Here is a 19,851-nt window from a genome sequence, read left to right on the forward strand (position 1 = left end):
TGCATACCAAAAAAATAGATAAAATAAAAAACCCAACCTAATCAACAGGTTGGGTTTGATATGTGGCGGAGAGACAGGGATTCGAACCCTGGGTGGCATTGCTGCCACAATTGATTTCGAGTCAATCCCGTTCGGCCACTCCGGCATCTCTCCGCGGGCCCTCATATTGACCCAACCGTAGGCGGGAAATCAACGTAAATCTCGTTGCAGATCAGACAACTGGCTATTAAACCGTCAGCCTGTGGCGAATCGCCCCCCTTCCCTTGCTACGCCCAGGCTGGCTGAGACAGCAAGCGGCGCCCTCAGTGTCAGGAGTGGTCTCTTGGCCTATTCCCCCGGCGCCGCCGCGGGATTATCCGCCTTTCCCTGAAAAACAGGGGGCTGAGGGCCGAAAGTGCCTCTCAACATGCCTCCATCCGGCCCGTGAGAGACGCGGTCTGACGCTGGTAATCCCCTGTCGATTGGTTGACAATCTCTGCTCATTTTTTGGGAGGGAAGCGCTTCCCTCGAGAACTGCCGATAGGAATAACCATGCGCAATCTCCGTATCGTCTCACTGCTGCTGGCCGCTGCCAGCCTCTGGACCACACCGGCCTGGTCGAAAACCTATCCTCTGCCGCCGGCGGACAGCCGTCTCATCGGTGAGCTGGAAGACTACATAGTCCAACCTGGCGATCACCTGGAACTGGTCGGCAAACATACCCAGATTGGCTTTTTGGCACTGCTCGAGGCAAATCCCGGGGTAGATCCCTATTTACCATCCCCCGGCACCCGGCTGACCCTGCCGACCCAGATGCTGCTGCCCGATGTGCCGCGGGAGGGCATCGTCATCAACCTGCCGGAGCTGCGACTCTATTACTTCCCCAAGGGCAAGGCGGAGGTGATGGTGCTGCCCATCGGCATCGGCGACATCGGCCGCGAGACGCCGGAGATGACCACCACCGTCATCGCGAAGAACCCGAACCCGACCTGGGTGCCCGGCCCCATGGTGCGCAAGTCCTGGCTGGAGCAAAAGGGCATAGACCTGCCGGCCGTGGTGCCCCCGGGCCCGGACAATCCCCTCGGCAAGTTCGCCATGCGCCTGGGCTATGGCAACAAGGACTACCTCATTCACGGCACCAACAAGGAGTTCGGGGTCGGTCTGCGGGTCAGCGCGGGCTGCATCCGGCTGCGCCCCGACGACATAGAGATGTTGTTCGGCCTGGTGCCTGTCGGTACCCGGGTGCAGGTGATCAACCAGCCGGTCAAGATGGCGGTCGAACCCGATGGCCGTCGCTGGCTGGAAGTGCATTCCCCCCTTTCCCGTACCGAGGAGGAGATGTCCGAGGGTGCCCCGCTGGTGCTCTCCCCCGAGGTCGAGCAGTTTATCGCGGCCCCGGAGATAGACGGGGCCCGGGTAACCGCCCTGCTCGACGACAAGAACGGGCTGCCCCGCCCCGTCAGTGGCTAAGTGCCCTCCCGGGAGATGACCATGACGAAATGCGGCCTTCCGCTGCTGACACTCCTGCTGACCCTGCTGCCCGGCTCCGCCGCGATGGCAGACATCCTGTGGATGCAGAACGGCGATCGCCTGACCGGTACCATAGAAGAGATCACGGATGATCAGATCCGCATCAAGCCATCCTACAGCGAAGTCCTGACCGTCCAGCGCCATGCCATCAAACGCTGGCGGCTGGACAAACAGGAGCAGCCGAAACCGCTGACCAAGACGGGGATCCCGCTGCTGGACTCCCCTGACGAAGTCAATGCCTGGCTCCTGACCGGCACCGGCGATCTCAACATCAAGCTCAAGGAAAGCACCAAGAAGACCAACAACGTCAACCTCAAGGTCTCCACCGAGCTGGCCAATCTGGACTGGCGCTACAGTCTGGATGGCGAATATATCTACGAGACGGCGAACAACGTCACCGACAGCCACGAATACAAGCTCAAGCCCAAGCTCGACTTCTTCTTCGACGATCACTGGTTCCTGCGTTCCTCCGTCGACATCGACTACAACCTGATAGAGGCAGGCTATCTGGAAATAGACTACGCCTCGGGCCCCGGCTACCGCTTCTGGAATGACAAGCGGCGCCGCCTGGAGTTGATCAGTCAGCTCGGTCTGGAGCGTGCCTACTTCACCCCGGAGGTGTGGAGCAACTCGGATCTGTTCGACGAGCGGATCATCAACTACCCCTTCCTCGGCCTGGGATGGGACTACCGCCAGCCCCTCGAGCTGTGGCAGGAGAAGTTTGAACTCTTCAGCAAGGGGAGCTACGAAAAGTTCATCGACCAGCCCTCAGCCTATCTCACCCGAAAACAGTCCATCAGCGGCAGCCTGGGGCTTCGCTACTATTTCAACGACCACCTGCGCCTCTCCTGGTCGAGCGAGCTGGATTGGGACGATGCCTGGCTCGACTATCAGGACGCACGGACCAGCCTGAGCGAGAAGGAGTGGCGTCATATCATCACCCTGGGTGCCAGCTTCTAGGAACCCTGAAACGACACAGGCCCACCGAAGTGGGCCTGTGTATCGCCGGGAGAGACGGGCGTCAGAAATAGATCCGGGTCACCGACTCGATGACGCAGCCAGGGCGGCGGATCCCTTCGATCTCTATCTTGATCTCCTTGAGCAGCTCGAGCCCGCCCTTGATGGGAGTGACTCTCGACAGCCTGGTGCGGGCACGGATGTTGCTGTCCACCTTGATGGGATACGGGAAGCGGACCTGCTCCAGACCGAAGTTCACCACCATGCGGGCGCTCGGGAACTCCGGCGTCGCCTCGTCCACCGAGCCGGTGAGCTGGGGCAGCAGGGCCAGGGTCAGGAAACCGTGGGCAATGGTGGTCTTGAACGGCGACTCGGCCGCCGCACGCTCGGGATCGGTGTGGATCCACTGATGATCCCCGGTCACCGCCGCGAACTGATCGATCAACCCCTGGTTTATCTGCAACCACTCACCCACATGGGTCTCTTCCCCGATCCGGGCCTGCAGCTCGCCATAGAGGGTGGCGGCTTCGCCACTCAGCTCCACCGCATTCTCTTCGATCAGGGTCGGCTGGCTGTTGACCGCCTGAGCCTGGGATGCGCGCTGCTGCCGCACCTGCGACTGCTCCGCCTGGAGATCCAGCACCCGTCCCAGCAAAGGGTGAAGGTGTGCCTTTTGCTGAAACTCACGCCAGTAGTCACGGATCGCCGGAGAGAGCCAATCCTTGAGCTCAAAGGGGTGCTGCGCCAGGATTTCGCGCTTGTGCTTCAGAAAATCGACAACTTTCATGTACCGATCCCTATTCGATTCAAAGCCTGTAAAGAGGTCTAACCAGTCCCATTTTATGAAAGTTTCACAGGTAAGTACAAAAAAATCTCGGCGTACAACTGTACCAGGGATGAAAGTGGTCACTAACACGCGGAGAAAAACGGGCAGGCACAAAGCAGAAAAACGATTGCAGTGACGGCTCCTGGACGGAAACCGTCAAGGCAGGAAAAGGAGGCAGTCTGGGGGGGGGGGGTTGGTCTCCCCCCTTCCCTCAGCGGCCGGGGGCAGACCACCAGGCGGTTCGGCTCGCCTCGTCCAGGAAGCTCCAGGCCAGGATCCGGCTCACCTTGTTGCCCTGCGCCATGTCGATCACCCTGACATCCTGCGCCCCCGCCCGAGCCAGCGCCTTTCGTGCGGCTGGCAGATTCTCCTTTTTTGACACCAGCGAGCTGAACCAGAGGCACTGGCCTGAAAACTCCTTGCTCTGCTCTATCATGGCCGCCAGAAACGCCGCCTCGCCCCCCTCGCACCAGAGCTCCGCCTTCTGGCCGCCGAAGTTGAGCACGGGAGCCCCCGTCAGCGCCTTGCCGAGGTTGCGCAGCTTGCGCTCCGTCCCCTTGCTCGCCTCCGCCAGAGAGGCGTGAAACGGCGGGTTGCACAGGGTCAGGGCGAAGCGCTCCTTCGGCTCCAGGATGCCGCGAAAGATCTGCTTGGGGTTGTCCTGATGGCGGCACGCTATCTGGCTGCCCAGGCCATTGCTCGCCGCCAGCAGGGTCGCCGCCTTGATCGACACGGGGTCGATGTCCGATCCCACGAAGCGCCAGCCATACTCACGGGCCCCCAGCAGGGGATAGATGCAGTTTGCCCCGACACCTATGTCCAGCACCCGCACCCCCTTACCCTTTGGCACCTCCCCCGCACTCTCGGCCAGCAGATCCGCCACCCGATGCAGGTAATCGACCCGGCCCGGGATGGGGGGACACAGGTAGCCCGGCGGCAGATCCCAGTGCTGGATGCCGTAGTGCAACGCCAGCAGGGCCCGGTTGAGTGCCTTGACGGCGGCCGGATCGGCGAAATCCAGGGTCCGGGTGCCATGCTCGTTGACGAACACGAAGGGCAACAGCGCGGGAGTACGCTGACAGAGGGCATCAAAATCGTAAGGGGTCTGGTGGCGATTGCGCGGGTGCAATCCGGATTTGTGCTGGGTCTTCATGCTGGGCCTGCCGAGGATCGAAGGGGCCACACTATAGAGAGTCGGCCAAGGAAAGTCTAAACGAGGGCCATAAAAAACCGGGCTTCGTGGAGCCCGGTTCAAGTGAGGTTGGAAAAACAGTCCGTACTGCGAGCCGTTTGTCCAGCCTGACTCAGATCTCGATCCGGCGTGCCTGCCAGAACTTGCTGCGCCAATAGGAGTTGTCTAGCTTGGAGCGGGTCACCCCGGCGCGGGTAGAGGCGTGGATGAACTCACCGTTGCCGACATAGATGCCTACATGATTGAGGCGACGGTTGATCTTGAAGAAGACCAGATCCCCTTCCACCAGATCCTGCTTGGAAACGCGGGTGCCTTCATGAACCTGGGAGCGGGTATCGCGGGGCAATTCGATGCCGACGGCATTGCGGAACACTTCACGGGCGAAGGCGGAGCAATCTATGCCTCGCTGGCTGCTGCCCCCCATGCGGTAAGGGACACCACGCCACTCTTTGTATACGGTCAGGATTTCGTTGACATCTGGTGTGGGTGAAACTTCAGGTTCAATCACGGGTTCCATCATGGAAACCTCGATCTTGCTCGCGACCTCGGTCTGGGGTGCAGAAGCACAACCCACCATTCCGAGCGCGACCAGCAGTAGCATCAGGTGGCGCAATCCTTTATCCCCGCAAATAGAGTGAAACTTGTTAAAATGCAGCCCGACAGAGCAATTTATAAGGCAACAGCACCCGACTATATCCAAGAATTCTATCGAGGCAAGCGAAAATCCCTATCGACCTCACATTTTTGCAAGGAAATGCACTGTTTTGCATGATTAATGTGATCATGGCCAAACAATATACAATCGCAAAAGTACCGGTTTTGCCCTGTCAAAACGGATCGTTATCGCTGTTTCGACCTCATTTTAAAGTGAAATATTATGCTCTATGCGGATCTCTATTTGTTAAAACCGGCGCTCATCGACGCCGAGCAGTTGATCAGGCTGCAATCAGCGCTCTCGCCGGACGAATATCGCCATTGGCATGAGATCCGCCAGCTTGGCCGCCAGCGAGAGTATCTGCTCGGCCGGATACTGCTGCGCCGCCTGCTGGCCGAGCGGCTTGGCTGCCCGCCCGATACGCTGGTGTTTCGCACCAGCGAGCACGGCAAACCCACTCTGGTCAGCCATGACTGGCAGTTCAATCTCAGCCACAGCGGGGAGTGGCTGGTGCTCGCCCTCTGCCAGCAAGGCCCCCTCGGCATCGATGTCGAGATGGGCTTGCGCCAGCGCCCCGTCCTGCCATTGGCCCAGCGTTTCTATGCCCCTGACGAATATCAGTGGCTATGCACCCTGCCATCCCGGGAGCAGGCCTCGGCCTTCTATCGGCTCTGGTCACGCAAGGAGGCGGTGCTGAAAGCCCAGGGGGCCGGCATTGCCGCCGGGCTCGACAAGGTACGTTTTGTGCCAGAAGAAGGGTGGCGGCTGGACAACAGGCTCGATACCCGGACATATCAGGTGCTGGACTGGCGTTTTGGCAGCGGTTGGCTGAGCCTCGCCGCCCCGACCCGCCAGATCAATGGCTACCTGCTGGACGAGCGCTTGAAATCCACGCCCCTGGACCCCATGTTGATCCACACCATTTTCCGAGAGTCAGCCTCATGATCGTCGACATCAATCCCCAGAACTTCCACGCCGAACTGATCGATGCGTCCATGAAAAAGCCGGTCGTCATCTATTTCCACGCCCCGCAGATGCCAGAATGCCAGGGCATGACCCCGCTGGTGGAGACCCTGGTCGGCCCGGCCAATCCCGCAGTCACCCTGGCCAAGGTCGACATGAACGATCCCCAGCTGCAACCCCTGGCCAGCCAGCTGGGTCTGCGCGCGCTGCCCGCACTGGTGCTGTTCCATCAGGGGCGCCCGGACGAGCAGGCCATCCTGGAAGGCCCGCAAGATGAGGCCACCCTGCGTCAGTATTTCGCCGCCTTCGCCCCCAAGGAAGAGGAGTTGCTGCTCGAGAAAGGGCAGCAGGCTCTGACTGAGGGTCAGGCAGATGTGGCCCATGCCCATCTCACCCAGGCCCACCGACTGGCACCCGAGCGTCACGACATCAGCCTCTGGCTGGCGCAGGCGGCGCTGGATCTGACTCTGCTGGACGAGGCGCAGGCGCTGCTCGCAGCCATCCCCATGGTGGCGCAGGATGATCACTACCAGACCCTGAGTTCCCGTCTGGCGCTGGCGCTGCAAGCTGGCGACAGCCCCGAGCTGCGCGCCCTGGAGCAGCGTCATGCCGAGACACCAGACGACGGCGCCCTCACTCAGGAGCTGGCGGTGCTATACAGTCAGGTTGGCCGTCAGGAAGAGGCCCTGGCATTGCTGTTCAACATTCTCAAGCGCGACATGGCGTTTGGCGACGCCAAGAAGATCTATCTCGATATTCTGACCACCATGGGTGCACACCCGGTTGCGCAGAGTTATCGTCGCAAGCTTTATAGCCTGCTTTATTAATCAATGAAGAAATCAGGGGATGCCGAGCAATCGGCATTGCCTTGTTCAGGCAGGAAGAGCAGTAATTAAGGGAAATGACGAATTTCAGGCAAAAAAAATGGCGCATCGAAATGCGCCATTTTTTCGCATGGATTACTTCTTGTAGGAAGTAGCCATGTTGTCGATGCGCTGGTTAGCACGAGCTGCTTCTTGGTTAGCAGTTGCGATATCAGCAGCCATCTTGGATTGATCAGCACGAACTGCGCTAACATCTTGAGCCAGTTGGTCAACTTTGTTAGACAGATTCTGAACGGAAGTTTCCAGTTCGCTGGTGTTTGCACAACCGCCCAGCAGGGCAGACAGACCAACAACACCTACCAACAACATTTTCTTCATTTTTAAAGCTCCCTTTAACTCGCCAGACGTTTAGCAAGCGGCGTGATTATGGCACAAATAAATACGAGTTTGGATAGGCCCCATCACAGATAAATGCATTAAAACCCTCATTTTTTTTTAAACGCACACTTTTTGTGCAAATTTAAGTCAAAAACGAGTGCTCTGGATGAGGTTCGCACCAAGCGTAACCAAAAAATGCCCTTAATACAATTTCGTATGAAGCTTAAGCTGAACGTTCAGACAGCATTTGACGATATTGCACCAGATCTTCGATGGTCAGCACCGGCATCCGGTGCAGGCGGCCAAAAGCCACCAGATCGGGCAACCTGGCCATGGAGCCATCGGCCTTGGTCAGCTCGCACAACACCCCGTAAGGCTTGAGACCGGCCAGCTGCATCAGGTCCACCGTGGCTTCGGTATGACCGCGTCGGGTCAGCACGCCGCCGGTGCGGGCACGCAGCGGGAAGACATGTCCTGGGCGATGCAGATCCGATGGCCGTGCGCCGTCGGCGATGGCGGCCTGGATGGTGGTGATGCGGTCGGCTGCGGAGACGCCGGTGGTTACGCCCTGGGCTGCTTCTATGGTCACGGTGAAGGCGGTCTGATAATGGCTGGAGTTGGCCTCCACCATCATAGGCAGCTCGAGCTGGCGTACCCGCTCGTCGGTCAGGCAGAGGCAGACGATGCCGGAGCATTCGCGGATCATCATGGCCATCTGTTCGTTGGTCATGGACTCGGCGGCGAAGATGAGGTCACCCTCGTTCTCCCGATCTTCATCATCGGCCACCAGCACGCCTTGACCGGCACGCAATGCGGCCAGCGCGGCTTCGACGCGGGCAATGGGATCACCAAATTCACTGAGTAGAGACTGATTCATGGTAAGACTCCTAAATAAGACAAGGACCAGAATCAGGGCATGGAAAGGCAGACAGAGATAGGTATGCAGCAGCCGGCCCGTAGGGAGCCATGACTGCAATATCTGTCTTATCCTCTTTCATCCGGACTGTGACCGTCGGCTCCGGCATCTCACCGGATCTGCTGACCCCGACCTAGGTCGGGCGCTCGCGGGCTCCCCGAGTCAGATCGGGATACCGCCGGTGGGGAATTTCACCCCGCCCTGAGAATAAGCGCAGACAGCCTAAAGAAAAAAAACGCAGGATACCAGCCCAAAACCCATCAAAGATGAATAGGACGCAGTGCACCGCCCCCCACTGGCGACTTGCCACTCAGCTGCACGGCGCGCTGTCCTTTCTGATTTTGTTTATGGCATAGTGCCAGCAAAAACGTGCAGCCCGCGCAGACTCGGGCGCCAACACCACAAACGGAATCATGACAGAGATGGAAAAGAAAATACTGCTGACCGATTGCCCCGACGCCAAGGGGCTCATCGCCAAGATCACCAACATCTGCTACAAGCACCAGCTCAACATCAACAAGAACGACGAGTTCGTGGATCACGAGAACGGCCGCTTCTTCATGCGTACCGAACTGGAGGGTCGCTTCAACGACGAGACCCTGCTGGCGGATCTCGACGACGCCCTGCCTGCAGGTGCCCAGCGCAGACTGGTCAAGGCTGGCAAGAAGCGCATCGTCATCCTGGTCACCAAGGAGACCCACTGCCTCGGCGACATCCTGATGAAGAACTACGCCGGTGCGCTGGACATGGACATAGTGGCGGTGATCGGCAACTACGACACGCTCGCAGAATTGACGGGCAAGTTCGACATCCCCTTCCATGCCGTGAGCCATGAGGATCTCAGCCGCACCGAGCATGAAGAGCAGGTACGCACCCTCATCGACGGCTACCAGCCGGATTACGTGATCCTGGCCAAGTACATGCGGGTGCTGACCCCGAGCTTCGTGGAAGCCTATCCGCGCAAGCTCATCAACATCCATCACTCCTTCCTGCCCGCCTTCATCGGTGCCCGCCCCTACCGTCAGGCCTTCGATCGCGGGGTCAAGCTGATCGGTGCCACCGCCCACTTCGTCACCGACGATCTGGATGAAGGCCCCATCATAGAGCAGGACGTGATCCACGTGGGCCATGCCTTCAGCGCCGACGACATGGCCAAGGCGGGACGGGATGTGGAGAAATCCGTGCTGAGCCGGGCCCTGGAGCTGGTGCTGAACGAACGGGTCTTCGTCTACGGCAACAAGACGGTGGTGTTCAAATAACCCTGTCCGTCGTTCGACACCCAGCAAAAAGGCTCCCGAGGGAGCCTTTTTCGTCTGTCTGCGCTTATTGAGGCAGGGGCAGACCGTTGACGGTGACCAGCCCCTTGTCGAGCTTGAGCTCGGCATTGAGGTGCGCCTGCTCCGCTTTGAGATAACCCAGGGCCGTGAATTGGGCCAGCATGGGTGCCAGCTGCGGCACCGCCTTGCCCAGTTGATCGCCGAGGCTGGCATGAAGCAGCCCGGACAGGGCCTGCATCCCCTCCTCGCTCCCCATCAGTTGCTCCAGAGTGGTGGGGGCAAGCTTGGCCTCCCCTTTCAAGCTGACGGGCTCGCCGTTGAGCTGGGCACTGAGATCGGTCAGCTCAAGGGTGGCGCCCCGTTGCAGCATCTTGTCCAGCGCCTGCTGGATAGCCGCCTCGTCCACCCGCTGGCTGCTGGCCTCCTGCAGGGTCTGATAGCCCTCCAGATCCAGCCCCTTGAGCGCCAGATCCAGACTTCCCTGAGTCAGCGCCAGGCTGTCGCTCTCGTTCTCCAGATTGAGGGTCGCCACCTTCATCTGATAACGGCTGGAGAGGGTCTGGGCATCGTCACCCGCCAGTTGGGTGTTGGTGCTGACCCCCTGCAACGAGAGCTTGACGCTCTCCGGCAGTTGCAGGGAGAGGGCGGACAACGTCATCTCGCTGTGGGGAGAGAGCCAGATGCCGCTTATCTCTGCCATGTCGGCGCTGCCCTTGAGATCCGCCAGGGCCAGATCCATCTTGCTCTGCGCATCGTGGACCGTCATGCCCAGCCACTGGAAGACCACGTGGCCATTGCCATCGAGATCCCCGCGATAATCCCCGCTCAGGGGCAGGAAGCTGAACTCGTTGAGCCCCTCCCTGACCTTGAAGTCGCTGGCCCAGAAACGGGAGCTGTTGCTCATGGTCCAGAGGCTGCTGGCCGACTCCAGGCCAAGCTGCCACTGCTGCATGCCGAGGGCGGTGAAGACGGGGGCCAGGGTCCCGGTCGCGGTATCGAGCAGCATGTTGCTCTTGATATAGAGCGGCAGCAGGCGGCTGTTGACGAGCAGCTGCAGCTCGATGGGGTCGCTTCCCGCCATCTGGGGATCGAAACTCGCCAGCGTCTGGGGCGGCACCACTACCTTGAGCACGCCATCACGGGTGAACAGGTTCTCGCTGGTGGGCAACCAGGTGATCTCGACGCCGCTCTCCTGCTTGGCCCTCACGATCTGCTCCCCCAGGATGCGGTCGAAGGCATTGCCCGTGTACCAGCAGGCGCCCAGCCCACCCACCACCAATGCCGCTCCGGCAGCCATGGCCACTGTCTTTTTCATCTGCTCTCTTACTCCTGATTTTTCTATGGCGGGTGCCTAGGCGCACTCTACGGGGAGGATGGGAACACAAGCAAGCCAGATCCCGGCTCATGACCCATTCTCGACTGTCACAGCAGGGGGCTGAACAGGTAGAAGACGTTCTCCAGCAATTTTTTGTACCAGGGGCGGGCACGCCACCTGGTCAGCGACATGGGGGTCGCCTCCAGCATGTAGCCCTGCACCAGTTGATTCATCTCGGCGACAAACAACGGGTTGTCGATGAGCAGGGTGATCTCGAAATTGAGCCAGAGGCTGCGCCTGTCGAGATTGACCGTGCCCACCAGGGCGAAGTCGTCGTCCACCAGCACGCTCTTGGTGTGCAGCAGACCGGCATCATAGCGGTAAATTTCGACCCCGGCCGCCAGCAGATCCTCCATGAAAGAGTTGCTCGCATGATTGGCCATCAGGGAGTCGTTGCGCGCCGGCAGCACCAGCTGCACCAGCACTCCCCGCGCCGCCGCCGAGGAGAGCGCCGCCGCCAGCGGGTCGTCCGGTACGAAATAGGGGGTGGTCAGCACCAGATGGTGGCGCGCCTGGTAGATGGCCAGCAGCAGGCTCTGCTGGATGCAGTCACCGCCGACGAAGGGGCCGGAGGGAATGAGCTGGGCCCGATAGTTGGTTTGCGGCCAGGCCTCGGGTTCGTGCTGCAGGCTGTCGAGCAGCCGCTCGCCGGTTTCCATCTCCCAGTCCCAGACGAAGGTGGACCACATCAGCGGCACCACGGGCCCCTGCACTCGGATCATGATGTCGACCCACTGACCAACCCCGGCATCCTGCTTGAAGAAACGGGGATCCACCATGTTCATGGAGCCGGTGTAACCGACCCTGTCGTCGATCACCACCAACTTGCGGTGCATGCGCAAGTCCTGGCGCTGGAACGGGATACGCCAGGCACCGACCGGCAGCACCTCCACCACCTTGACCCCGGCCGCGCGCAGCGATTTAGGCCAACCGGAGCGGAAAAAGGCCTTGCTGCCGATGGAGTCGAGCAACACACGACAATCCACGCCGCGCGCCGCCACCTCGACAAGGGCCTCGCACACCGCATCCACATCCCCACCGGGATGCCAGATGTAGAACTCCAGGTAGCAGGATTGGGAGGAGCCGCGGATGTCGCGCACTATCTCCTGCAAGATGGTCTCGGGCCTGTGCAGCAGCGTCATCCGGTTGCCCGAGAGCATGGGCATGGCCAGCCGCCCCTGGATCAGATCATGGAGCGGACGCGCCTTGCTGCCCACCTCGCAGCAGTGCTGGGGAAAGAGGCGGGCGAGCTGGCGGATCCAGATGGCGTAAGGGCGGTACATAGCCTGGGCGCGTTCTGCCCGTTTGCGACCGAGCCGTATCTCCCCAAACAACACATAGAAACCGACCCCGGCGAAGGGGATGGCATAAATGAGTGCCAGCCAGGCGAGGGATACCCCGATGGGGCGCCGCTTCATCACCACTCGCAGGGAGATCCCCGCCACGATCACGGTGTGAAACAACAGCAACAGCCAGCCGAGAAAGCGGGAGAACAGCAACTGAATGTCGTATTCCAGACCGTCGAGCAAGACGACTCCTTGGTGTAATGAACAAAGGGCATGGGCAGATCCCACAGGGCCAGAATGGTATGCTGTGGGGCAAACCCATTCTATTAGGCCGTTAGCATGATCCTGCAATCTATGCTGCTGAGTCTGGCCATGCTAGGTCAAGGCTCATATGACATCAATGAGCAGCAGATAAACCAGTACCTTCAATCCCAGGTACAAGTCGACAAACAGCTGGAGTTGCCCGGCATCATCAAGGCCCATGTGCAGCTCGAGCAGAGCGATGTCCAGATCGGCCGCCAGAGTCCGGATACCGCAAGAGTCTTTGGCAAGGGGCGACTCAAAATCGCCCTGCCGGATCAGACCCAGTACGATGCGCTGCTGAACATGACCTATGAGGCAAGACCCCGCTACGACAAGGCCAAGAGCGCGCTCTTCCTCGACAACATGAAGCTGATTGACTACAAGCTGGAGCCGGCGGCGGCGGAGCAGAAGTTCGGTTTCATGCTGAGGATGCTGCTGCAGAGCATGGAGAAACGGCTGGAGACCCAGCCCGTCTACAAGCTCGACGACAAGGATCCCAACCAGGCCTGGCTCAAGGAGAATCTGCTGGGGCTGGAGCTGTCACCGGGCAAGATCCGCCTGCTGACCAAGCCCCAGTGAGGGATCAGTTGTAGGCAGTGACCATCGCCTGACGCACCAGCAGCTCGATCTGGTAACCCTGTTCGCGCTGCTGGTGATAGAGGGTATGCAGCGGTCCGTCGAGTTCATGCAGGGGAAGGTGGGCAAAGCCCGCCTTGAGGTAGAAGGGTTTCTCGAAGGGCAAGGCGTGGCAGATCACGGGCTTGTCCAGCAGATCGTTGCAGGCGTACTGCAGCAGCCGGGAACCCAGCCCCAGTGACTGGTAGTGGGGCAGCAGTCGAAATCCACACAAGTGGTAATAGTCCTGCTCGTCGCGCAGGCGCACGGCGCCCACCAGCCAATGGGCATCCCGTACCACGAAGATCCGTTCGGCCAGATCCGGCACATAGTGGGAAAACGTCGTCTCGTAATAGTCCCTGATCAGGGAAAGATCCGCGTCACAGTATTCTTCGAATCTGAGCTCCATCGCCCGCCTGCTTTTCATACCCATTTCGCTCTGGCCACCCGGCCCTCTCTTGACCCACCATCCAGCCCCACGAAGAGATCAGACCAGAGTGGAGCAACTGCAAGATAACACGCCTTTAACTTACAAAAAAGCCAATAGCCAGCTGACAGGCAGTGGTGCCCTCCACGGCCCTCTGCGAGGCTGCAGCATCCGGCTCAGGCTGCTCGTGAGCCTTTTCTTCCCGGGCTTTTCTTGCGACTCGTCACCGGGGCCCTTGTTCTGTCTCGCCACGGATGCTTTACTCAACGTGGCTAACGAGGCTTAAGGAGCAAGCCGTTGAAAGCATGGATGTTGCTGGGAGCCATTTCACTGTTCCCCCTCACTGCCTGGAGTCAGTTGCCGCCACCGGCCGAGGTGGTGGTCCTGACATCCGAGTCAATCCCGTCACCCGAGTCGATCCCGTCACCCGAGGTGGCTGAGCCCGCATCGGTCCCCGCCACTCGCCAGATCCAGGTCTACAAATCGGTGCAAAAGAACGGGGTAGTACGCTATTCCGACATGATGCCGGAACAAGGTCATTACGAACTGCTGCTGTTCAACGATTGCTACGCCTGCGATCCCGCCTCCAGGGTCAACTGGCGCACGACCGGCCTCTTCCTCTATGACTACGCCAGCACCATCAAGGCGGCGGCCAAAACCTACAGCGTCGACCCTGCCCTCATTCGAGCACTGATCCACGCCGAATCCGCCTTCAATCCGCTGGCGGTCTCCCGCAAGGGGGCCATGGGGCTGACCCAGCTGATGCCCGCCACCGCCCGCGAGCTCGGGGTCGGCAATGCCCTGCTGGCGGAGCAGAACATCTTCGGCGGGGTGAAGTATCTGGCGGGCCTGCTCAAGCAGTATGACGGCAACGTCGCCCTGGCCACGGCCGCCTACAACGCGGGCGCAGGCGCGGTGCAAAAACACGGTGGTATCCCGCCCTACGCAGAGACTCGCGCCTATGTCGCACGAGTGCAACTCTTGCACCAGCGCTATAAAGAGATGCTGAGCGCCCGCGGTCTCTAGCCCCTTCCCTCTCTCAGCAGGCTGAACAATACTGCGGGCCCTGGCGGCCCGCTTTGTGCCCATCAGAAACAAAAAAACACGCCCGAGGGCGTGCCGATACCACACGTTACTTAGCAACACATCACTCTTTCGTGGCGATCACACGATAGGCCAATGCACCCAGAATGGCACCGACGATGGGGGCGACCCAGAACAACCAGAGCTGGCCGACGGCCCAGTCACCGACAAACAGCGCCACCCCTGTGCTGCGCGCCGGGTTGACCGAGGTGTTGGTCACCGGAATGCTGATGAGGTGGATCAGGGTCAGGCACAGACCGATGGCGATCGGAGCAAAGCCCGCCGGTGCACGGCTGTCGGTGGCTCCCATGATGACGAACAGGAAGAAGCCGGTCATCACCACTTCACACACCAGCGCCGCCAGCAGACTGTAACCGCCCGGTGAGTGCTCACCATAACCGTTGGAGGCAAAGCCGGCGCTCACGTCAAACCCGGCCTGGCCGCTGGCGATCACATAGAGCACACCACCCGCCGCGATCCCGCCAAGGACTTGAGCCACTATGTAAGGCACGACGCCCGATGCCGGGAAGCGACCACCGGCCCAGAGCCCGACGGTCACGGCAGGGTTCAGGTGACAGCCAGAGATGTGGCCGATGGCATAGGCCATGGTCAGCACGGTCAGACCGAACGCCAGGGCCACGCCCAGCAGACCGATCCCCACATTCGGGAACGCGGCTGCCAACACGGCGCTGCCGCAGCCTCCCAGCACCAGCCAGAAGGTGCCCATAAATTCAGCTGCAAATGGTTTCACTCTCATATCTCCCGATGATGACTAGAACAGGAGCCTAAAAAAGGCTCATACGGACACTGTTATTCAACAGGCGCCATATTATGGGAGTGTGATGGAGCAAGACGAAGCCGGCTTATTTTACGAGAAATGTGTGATGAACATCACAAGTTATTGATTGAACGGGAGGTTCCCCGCCATTGCCGCACCGATTTCTCATGAGAGTCCGCCTGGGAAGTGCGACAGGTTGTGACTCAATCAGCGCTTTTGACAACACCGCACCGGGCCACGGGCTGTGCATGGTGCAATGCGCTCCGTCTCGGCCCCCACGAGAGATCAGCGATAGCGACCGCGTACCGAACTGGTGGCTCGTCCCGCCATCCTGATAAGACTCTGGCGGGTGTGGAAGTGGCAGAGCGCCACCCCGAGGGCATCCGCCGCATCCGCCTGGGGGGTGGCCGACAGCTTGAGCAGGTGGGTCACCATATGCTGCACCTGCTCCTTGGCGGCGCCGCCCGTGCCCACCACCGCCTGCTTGATCTGGGTCGCCGAGTATTCGCTCACCGGCAGCAAGGCGTTGACCGCCGCGACGATGGCGCTGCCCCTGGCCTGGCCGAGTTTCAGGGCCGAATCCGCATTGCGCGCCATGAAGACCCGCTCGATGGCGAACTCGTCCGGCTTGAACTGGGTGATGATCTCGCTCACCCCGTCATACACCTGCTTGAGGCGGGACGGCAGCTCGCCCAGGTCGGTGCGGATGCAGCCCGAGCCCAGGTATTCCGCCTTGCCCGCGACGATACGGATGACGCCATAGCCGGTGATCCGGGAGCCGGGATCTATGCCCAGAATAATGCTCATGAACGGGCCACCTTGGCCGCCGCGATCGGGCGCTCATCGACACGTGGCAGGCCCGGCGCCATTTGCGAAACGTTGCTCATCACACTTTGTTGCTCTGCAGATCTTTCATGGGCGCCAAGATAGCAAACAAGCCAGCGCTTGGCTCGCGCGGCGGCGCCCTCGCCGGCTGACTGCGCAGGGATACGCCATCTTGTACAGTGGTCTGCTCATTCGTTCGCCCGTTTCGGTTCTTGCGTTCAGCATGGGAACCACGAATAACGGACGCTACTGCCTGCCCTCGGCCAGAGTGTCCAGCCGCTCAGCCAGTCGATGGCTCTGCAAATAGCTCTCGACAAGCATCCCATCGGCTCTGCCCGCCTCAATCTGTTGGTACCAGTGATCCAGCATCGCAACGAAGCCCCGTTGGGCCAATACCGGCTGCCAGTCGTCCAGTGCCAGGGTCTGCACGGTTTTGTCTCGGGCAATCGTGCCCCGGGTGCAGTTCTCGATATGCAAGGAGAGGTTGTCACCATAGGCATCGATGCGTTCCTCGGTGAGGCCGGCGCTGCGGTTCATGCTGCCGCTCACGGCCACCTGGCCGCTCTGCCAGGCGACGCTCACCCCGGCCAGCAGCTCGGGCTGCTGGGAACTTCGCCGCAGCACCGCATGCAGATCCCCGGTGGGCGCGCCGCCATAGCAGCAGAGGCTGTCGAGCACATGGATACAGTCGTCAAACAGGAACTGGCGTGGCAACCCCGGCAGGGCGTGTCTGTGTTTCTGCCAGTTAAGCTCGGTAAGCGGCTGCGTCCGTGCGGCGGCCATGGCGGGCAGATAGCGGCGGTTGAAGCCCACAAACAGCGGGCAATCCTGCGCCAGGGCGAGATTGGTGAGCGCCTCCACCTCGGAGTAATCAAAGCAGAGCGGCTTGTCCACAAAGGTGGGGATGCCCGCCTGCAGGCATTGGCGGGCCAGCGCGAAGTGCACCGAGGTGGCGGCGTGGATCATCACCGCATCCGGGCGGCTCCCGAGCAGCGCATCCACCTCGGTGAAGCACTCGGCGATCCGGTACTGGCGGGCAAGCTTGTCCAATACCGCTGGACTCCGGGTACAGAGCAGCGGGGTGACTCGCTCGTCGCTCGCGAGCAGCGGCAGATAGGCCTTCTGGGCGATATCACCGAGGCCAATCAGGGCAATGCGCATGGGAACTCCTTGTCATGAGTGCGATGGCACAGGGTAACATCTCACTCGCACCGGGCACATCCAATGCCCTGCACACTGGCCGGTCACCGGCCCCGTCAGGTGGGGAGTTTTCTTGCTGCCATCGGCTGGCTAAGATGCCCTCTTCCCGCGCTGACCCCATCAAGGAAGACCATGAGCCATTCGCCCCTTCACTCTCTGTTTCGCTACAAGGCCTGGGCCGATGGCGAACTGCTGGATGCCCTCGCCACCCTGGACCCGCAGCTTCACCCCGAGGCGCACCACAATGCCCTTCGCATCTTCAACCATATCCATGTGGTCGATGCCATCTTCAAGGGCAATCTGCTGGGGGAACGGCACGGCTTCAGTGCCACCAATACTCCGGAGACGCCGACCCTGGCAGCGCTGCGCACTGCCATCGGCACACTGGATGCCTGGTATCTGGATTACGTCGCCGGCCTGAGCCACGCGGATGGCGAGGCCGTGCTCTCGTTCAACTTCGTGGATGGCGACAAGGGGCAGATGAGCCGCGAGGAAATGCTGCTGCATCTGGTGACCCACGGCGGCTATCACAGGGGGGCTATCGGGCGCATTCTGGTGCAGTGCGGCATCACACCGCCGCGCGATACCCTGACCACCTTCTTGCATCGCAGTGAACCGGAACGTCGCGGCGGCTAAACGACAAACGAGGGCGGCCCATGTTGCCCTCTATTTTGTGGATTTGGCCTGCTCTCTGGTATCGAGCCACTTGCCGATTCGGGCCCCCAGCTCGGAGCAGATCATGGCGCTGACCATGGCCCCTATCATCCGGTTCATATCAGAGATCTCTTTTGATTCCAGAAGCAGGGGCACAATCAGGTTAAAGGCAATGAGCCCCATCACCAGTCCAAGCCCGCTACCAATCTTCTCTCTTCTGGATCGGACTTTGACCGCCATCTCGAACTCCTATCGGGAATACCCGCTGCAATATATTCAGGAGAGAGGCCGTTATACCTCCCTATCCCTTAGCCAGCCGCCAAGATAGCAAAGCTACTACCACCTGGCCGCTTTTGATTACATGTGGTGATGTACTTTGATGACGCAGTTCAAAAAACACTAAATTTCTGATGGTTATGTCAGCTCCAATGCTCGCACAGGCGGCTTCGTTTGGCTTAGCATGGTCATTCAGAACCTGTTGAGCTGCGATGGGTTGCTGCCAGCGCGGGTCAAGGGAGCCTATTGGAAGCTGTAATCCACGGGCGGTAGCGTGGGATTTGGTGGTGATACGCCTCACACAGAAAAGTGAGTGTCCCAGATTTCCCCTTTACGCCTCACCCCAAAAGGTGGGTGTCCTAGGGAAGGTGCGAACAAGTCCCTGATATGAGATCATGTTTGTCATCTGGAGCCATGAAAAAGGGTTCATCATGAGTCATCAGCTCACCTTCGCCGACAGTGAATTCAGCAGTAAGCGCCGTCAGACTAGAAAAGAGATTTTCTTGTCCCGCATGGAGCAGATTCTGCCATGGCAAAACATGGTGGAAGTCATCGAGCCGTTTTATCCCAAGGCTGGTAATGGCCGGCGACCTTATCCGCTGGAAACCATGCTACGCATTCACTGCATGCAGCATTGGTACAACCTGAGCGATGGCGCGATGGAAGATGCTCTGTACGAAATCGCCTCCATCCGTCTGTTTGCCCGGTTATCCCTGGATAGCGCCTTGCCGGACCGCACCACCATCATGAATTTCCGCCACCTGCTGGAGCAGCATCAACTGGCCCGCCAATTGTTCAAGACCATCAATCGCTGGCTGGCCGAAGCAGGCGTCATGATGACTCAAGGCACCTTGGTCGATGCCACCATCATTGAGGCACCCAGCTCGACCAAGAACAAAGAGCAGCAACGCGATCCGCAGATGCATCAGACCAAGAAAGGCAATCAGTGGCACTTTGGCATGAAGGCCCACATTGGTGTCGATGCCAAGAGTGGCCTGACCCACAGCCTAGTCACCACCGCGGCCAACGAGCATGACCTCAATCAGCTGGGTAATCTGCTGCATGGAGAGGAGCAATTTGTCTCAGCCGATGCCGGCTACCAAGGGGCGCCACAGCGCGAGGAGCTGGCCGAGGTGGATGTGGACTGGCTGATCGCCGAGCGCCCCGGCAAGGTAAGAACCTTGAAACAGCATCCACGCAAGAACAAAACGGCCATCAACATCGAATACATGAAAGCCAGCATCCGGGCCAAGGTGGAGCACCCATTTCGCATCATCAAGCGACAGTTCGGCTTCGTGAAAGCCAGATACAAGGGGTTGCTGAAAAACGATAACCAACTGGCGATGTTATTCACGCTGGCCAACCTGTTTCGGGCGGACCAAATGATACGTCAGTGGGAGAGATCTCACTAAAAACTGGGAATAATGCCTTAAATGGCGAAGAAACGGTCTAAATAGGCTGATTCAAGGCATTTACGGGAGAAAAGATCGGCTCAAACTGAAAAAATGAAATGACTGAGTCAGCCGAGAAGA

General features: G+C 59.8%; 21 protein-coding genes, 1 tRNA gene and 1 riboswitch. Of the genes, 9 read left to right on the forward strand and 13 right to left on the reverse strand.

Translation table 11 applies throughout. The features are described 5' to 3' along the window. Positions 1-63 precede the first annotated feature (63 nt). Positions 64-153: transfer RNA gene (locus tag KI797_RS14645), tRNA-Ser, on the reverse strand. 378 nt (positions 154-531) lie between these two features. Here KI797_RS14645 and KI797_RS14650 point away from each other — a divergent pair. Further along, on the forward strand, positions 532-1,449 hold the full coding sequence (locus KI797_RS14650; protein WP_043131195.1) for a L,D-transpeptidase family protein: 918 nt from the start codon (positions 532-534) through the stop codon (positions 1,447-1,449). A gap of 21 nt (positions 1,450-1,470) precedes the next feature. Next, positions 1,471-2,469, forward strand: a complete 999-nt coding sequence (locus tag KI797_RS14655) for a DUF481 domain-containing protein (protein WP_404801063.1) — start codon at positions 1,471-1,473, stop codon at positions 2,467-2,469. A 61-nt stretch (positions 2,470-2,530) separates the two neighbouring features. Here the strand turns inward: KI797_RS14655 and KI797_RS14660 are convergent, their stop codons facing one another. The 3 genes from KI797_RS14660 to KI797_RS14670 all read right to left on the reverse strand — a co-directional run bounded on the left by KI797_RS14660 (position 2,531) and on the right by KI797_RS14670 (position 5,085). Next, positions 2,531-3,253: a MaoC family dehydratase gene (locus tag KI797_RS14660; protein ID WP_106886164.1), complete on the reverse strand. Its 723-nt coding sequence runs from the start codon at positions 3,251-3,253 to the stop codon at positions 2,531-2,533. A 250-nt stretch (positions 3,254-3,503) separates the two neighbouring features. Continuing rightward, a complete protein-coding gene (rlmF, locus tag KI797_RS14665; RefSeq protein ID WP_226169868.1) occupies positions 3,504-4,445 on the reverse strand; it encodes a 23S rRNA (adenine(1618)-N(6))-methyltransferase RlmF in 942 nt (313 codons plus the stop codon). A gap of 151 nt (positions 4,446-4,596) precedes the next feature. Continuing rightward, positions 4,597-5,085 (reverse strand): C40 family peptidase, encoded by a 489-nt coding sequence (locus KI797_RS14670; protein WP_025327795.1) that lies wholly within the window; start codon positions 5,083-5,085, stop codon positions 4,597-4,599. A gap of 276 nt (positions 5,086-5,361) precedes the next feature. Here KI797_RS14670 and KI797_RS14675 point away from each other — a divergent pair, with 276 nt between their 5' ends. Both KI797_RS14675 and KI797_RS14680 read left to right on the forward strand, forming a co-directional pair. Then, positions 5,362-6,084: a 4'-phosphopantetheinyl transferase family protein gene (locus KI797_RS14675; RefSeq protein ID WP_226169870.1), complete on the forward strand. Its 723-nt coding sequence runs from the start codon at positions 5,362-5,364 to the stop codon at positions 6,082-6,084. Continuing rightward, complete coding sequence (locus KI797_RS14680; RefSeq protein WP_226169872.1) at positions 6,081-6,929, forward strand: tetratricopeptide repeat protein; 849 nt, start codon at positions 6,081-6,083, stop codon at positions 6,927-6,929. Before KI797_RS14675 ends, KI797_RS14680 begins: the two co-directional genes overlap by 4 nt. A gap of 132 nt (positions 6,930-7,061) precedes the next feature. Here KI797_RS14680 and KI797_RS14685 read toward each other — a convergent pair whose 3' ends face one another. Together KI797_RS14685 and ribB are read right to left on the reverse strand one after the other, a co-directional pair. Next, positions 7,062-7,304: an Lpp/OprI family alanine-zipper lipoprotein gene (locus KI797_RS14685; protein WP_025327798.1), complete on the reverse strand. Its 243-nt coding sequence runs from the start codon at positions 7,302-7,304 to the stop codon at positions 7,062-7,064. Positions 7,305-7,527: 223 nt separating this feature from the next. Next, entirely contained in the window at positions 7,528-8,181 is a 654-nt protein-coding gene (gene ribB / locus KI797_RS14690; protein ID WP_041206202.1) for a 3,4-dihydroxy-2-butanone-4-phosphate synthase, read from the reverse strand. A 105-nt stretch (positions 8,182-8,286) separates the two neighbouring features. Beyond that, positions 8,287-8,433: riboswitch (FMN riboswitch) on the reverse strand. Positions 8,434-8,642: 209 nt separating this feature from the next. Between ribB and purU the strand changes: the two genes are divergently transcribed. Beyond that, positions 8,643-9,479, forward strand: coding sequence for a formyltetrahydrofolate deformylase (purU, locus tag KI797_RS14695; RefSeq protein ID WP_042650512.1), 837 nt, complete (start codon positions 8,643-8,645; stop codon positions 9,477-9,479). Positions 9,480-9,543: 64 nt separating this feature from the next. On the opposite strand, the gene KI797_RS14700 is transcribed toward purU, so the two are convergent. Continuing rightward, positions 9,544-10,812: a DUF945 family protein gene (locus tag KI797_RS14700; RefSeq protein ID WP_226169873.1), complete on the reverse strand. Its 1,269-nt coding sequence runs from the start codon at positions 10,810-10,812 to the stop codon at positions 9,544-9,546. A gap of 107 nt (positions 10,813-10,919) precedes the next feature. After that, positions 10,920-12,401, reverse strand: a complete 1,482-nt coding sequence (gene cls / locus KI797_RS14705; protein WP_005326968.1) for a cardiolipin synthase — start codon at positions 12,399-12,401, stop codon at positions 10,920-10,922. A gap of 96 nt (positions 12,402-12,497) precedes the next feature. Here cls and KI797_RS14710 point away from each other — a divergent pair, with 96 nt between their 5' ends. Then, positions 12,498-13,040 (forward strand): DUF1439 domain-containing protein, encoded by a 543-nt coding sequence (locus tag KI797_RS14710; RefSeq protein ID WP_005326967.1) that lies wholly within the window; start codon positions 12,498-12,500, stop codon positions 13,038-13,040. Positions 13,041-13,044: 4 nt separating this feature from the next. Here KI797_RS14710 and KI797_RS14715 read toward each other — a convergent pair whose 3' ends face one another. After that, the gene (locus tag KI797_RS14715) at positions 13,045-13,485 is read right to left on the reverse strand and encodes a GNAT family N-acetyltransferase (RefSeq protein WP_404801064.1); all 441 of its coding nucleotides are present in this window, start codon (positions 13,483-13,485) and stop codon (positions 13,045-13,047) included. Between the two features lie 327 nt (positions 13,486-13,812). Here KI797_RS14715 and KI797_RS14720 point away from each other — a divergent pair, with 327 nt between their 5' ends. Beyond that, positions 13,813-14,529, forward strand: coding sequence for a lytic transglycosylase domain-containing protein (locus KI797_RS14720; RefSeq protein WP_226173124.1), 717 nt, complete (start codon positions 13,813-13,815; stop codon positions 14,527-14,529). Between the two features lie 121 nt (positions 14,530-14,650). Here KI797_RS14720 and aqpZ read toward each other — a convergent pair whose 3' ends face one another. From aqpZ to KI797_RS14735, 3 genes are all read right to left on the reverse strand, one after another. Next, entirely contained in the window at positions 14,651-15,337 is a 687-nt protein-coding gene (gene aqpZ / locus KI797_RS14725) for an aquaporin Z (RefSeq protein ID WP_226169875.1), read from the reverse strand. 312 nt (positions 15,338-15,649) lie between these two features. Further along, on the reverse strand, positions 15,650-16,171 hold the full coding sequence (ruvC, locus tag KI797_RS14730) for a crossover junction endodeoxyribonuclease RuvC (RefSeq protein WP_005326958.1): 522 nt from the start codon (positions 16,169-16,171) through the stop codon (positions 15,650-15,652). Positions 16,172-16,435: 264 nt separating this feature from the next. Then, complete coding sequence (locus KI797_RS14735) at positions 16,436-17,350, reverse strand: Gfo/Idh/MocA family protein (RefSeq protein ID WP_226169876.1); 915 nt, start codon at positions 17,348-17,350, stop codon at positions 16,436-16,438. 171 nt (positions 17,351-17,521) lie between these two features. Between KI797_RS14735 and KI797_RS14740 the strand changes: the two genes are divergently transcribed. Continuing rightward, positions 17,522-18,025, forward strand: coding sequence for a DinB family protein (locus KI797_RS14740; protein ID WP_226169877.1), 504 nt, complete (start codon positions 17,522-17,524; stop codon positions 18,023-18,025). Between the two features lie 30 nt (positions 18,026-18,055). Here the strand turns inward: KI797_RS14740 and KI797_RS14745 are convergent, their stop codons facing one another. Next, positions 18,056-18,283: a hypothetical protein gene (locus KI797_RS14745; protein ID WP_139751773.1), complete on the reverse strand. Its 228-nt coding sequence runs from the start codon at positions 18,281-18,283 to the stop codon at positions 18,056-18,058. A gap of 467 nt (positions 18,284-18,750) precedes the next feature. Between KI797_RS14745 and KI797_RS14750 the strand changes: the two genes are divergently transcribed. Further along, the gene (locus KI797_RS14750; RefSeq protein ID WP_026141181.1) at positions 18,751-19,731 is read left to right on the forward strand and encodes an IS5-like element IS5 family transposase; all 981 of its coding nucleotides are present in this window, start codon (positions 18,751-18,753) and stop codon (positions 19,729-19,731) included. Positions 19,732-19,851 lie beyond the last annotated feature (120 nt).

The sequence above is a fragment of the Aeromonas media genome, assembly GCF_020423125.1.
In the GTDB taxonomy this organism is placed as follows: Bacteria; Pseudomonadota; Gammaproteobacteria; order Enterobacterales; family Aeromonadaceae; genus Aeromonas; species Aeromonas media.

Coding starts and splice junctions, on each gene's coding strand:
- KI797_RS14650 (WP_043131195.1), top strand. CDS start 532: ATGCGCAATCTCCGTATCGTCTCACTGCTGCTGGCCGCTGCCAGCCTC.
- KI797_RS14655 (WP_404801063.1), top strand. CDS start 1,471: ATGACGAAATGCGGCCTTCCGCTGCTGACACTCCTGCTGACCCTGCTG.
- KI797_RS14660 (WP_106886164.1), bottom strand. CDS start 3,253: ATGAAAGTTGTCGATTTTCTGAAGCACAAGCGCGAAATCCTGGCGCAG.
- rlmF (WP_226169868.1), bottom strand. CDS start 4,445: ATGAAGACCCAGCACAAATCCGGATTGCACCCGCGCAATCGCCACCAG.
- KI797_RS14670 (WP_025327795.1), bottom strand. CDS start 5,085: ATGCTACTGCTGGTCGCGCTCGGAATGGTGGGTTGTGCTTCTGCACCC.
- KI797_RS14675 (WP_226169870.1), top strand. CDS start 5,362: ATGCTCTATGCGGATCTCTATTTGTTAAAACCGGCGCTCATCGACGCC.
- KI797_RS14680 (WP_226169872.1), top strand. CDS start 6,081: ATGATCGTCGACATCAATCCCCAGAACTTCCACGCCGAACTGATCGAT.
- KI797_RS14685 (WP_025327798.1), bottom strand. CDS start 7,304: ATGAAGAAAATGTTGTTGGTAGGTGTTGTTGGTCTGTCTGCCCTGCTG.
- ribB (WP_041206202.1), bottom strand. CDS start 8,181: ATGAATCAGTCTCTACTCAGTGAATTTGGTGATCCCATTGCCCGCGTC.
- purU (WP_042650512.1), top strand. CDS start 8,643: ATGGAAAAGAAAATACTGCTGACCGATTGCCCCGACGCCAAGGGGCTC.
- KI797_RS14700 (WP_226169873.1), bottom strand. CDS start 10,812: ATGAAAAAGACAGTGGCCATGGCTGCCGGAGCGGCATTGGTGGTGGGT.
- KI797_RS14710 (WP_005326967.1), top strand. CDS start 12,498: ATGATCCTGCAATCTATGCTGCTGAGTCTGGCCATGCTAGGTCAAGGC.
- KI797_RS14715 (WP_404801064.1), bottom strand. CDS start 13,485: ATGGAGCTCAGATTCGAAGAATACTGTGACGCGGATCTTTCCCTGATC.
- KI797_RS14720 (WP_226173124.1), top strand. CDS start 13,813: ATGTTGCTGGGAGCCATTTCACTGTTCCCCCTCACTGCCTGGAGTCAG.
- ruvC (WP_005326958.1), bottom strand. CDS start 16,171: ATGAGCATTATTCTGGGCATAGATCCCGGCTCCCGGATCACCGGCTAT.
- KI797_RS14735 (WP_226169876.1), bottom strand. CDS start 17,350: ATGCGCATTGCCCTGATTGGCCTCGGTGATATCGCCCAGAAGGCCTAT.
- KI797_RS14740 (WP_226169877.1), top strand. CDS start 17,522: ATGAGCCATTCGCCCCTTCACTCTCTGTTTCGCTACAAGGCCTGGGCC.
- KI797_RS14745 (WP_139751773.1), bottom strand. CDS start 18,283: ATGGCGGTCAAAGTCCGATCCAGAAGAGAGAAGATTGGTAGCGGGCTT.
- KI797_RS14750 (WP_026141181.1), top strand. CDS start 18,751: ATGAGTCATCAGCTCACCTTCGCCGACAGTGAATTCAGCAGTAAGCGC.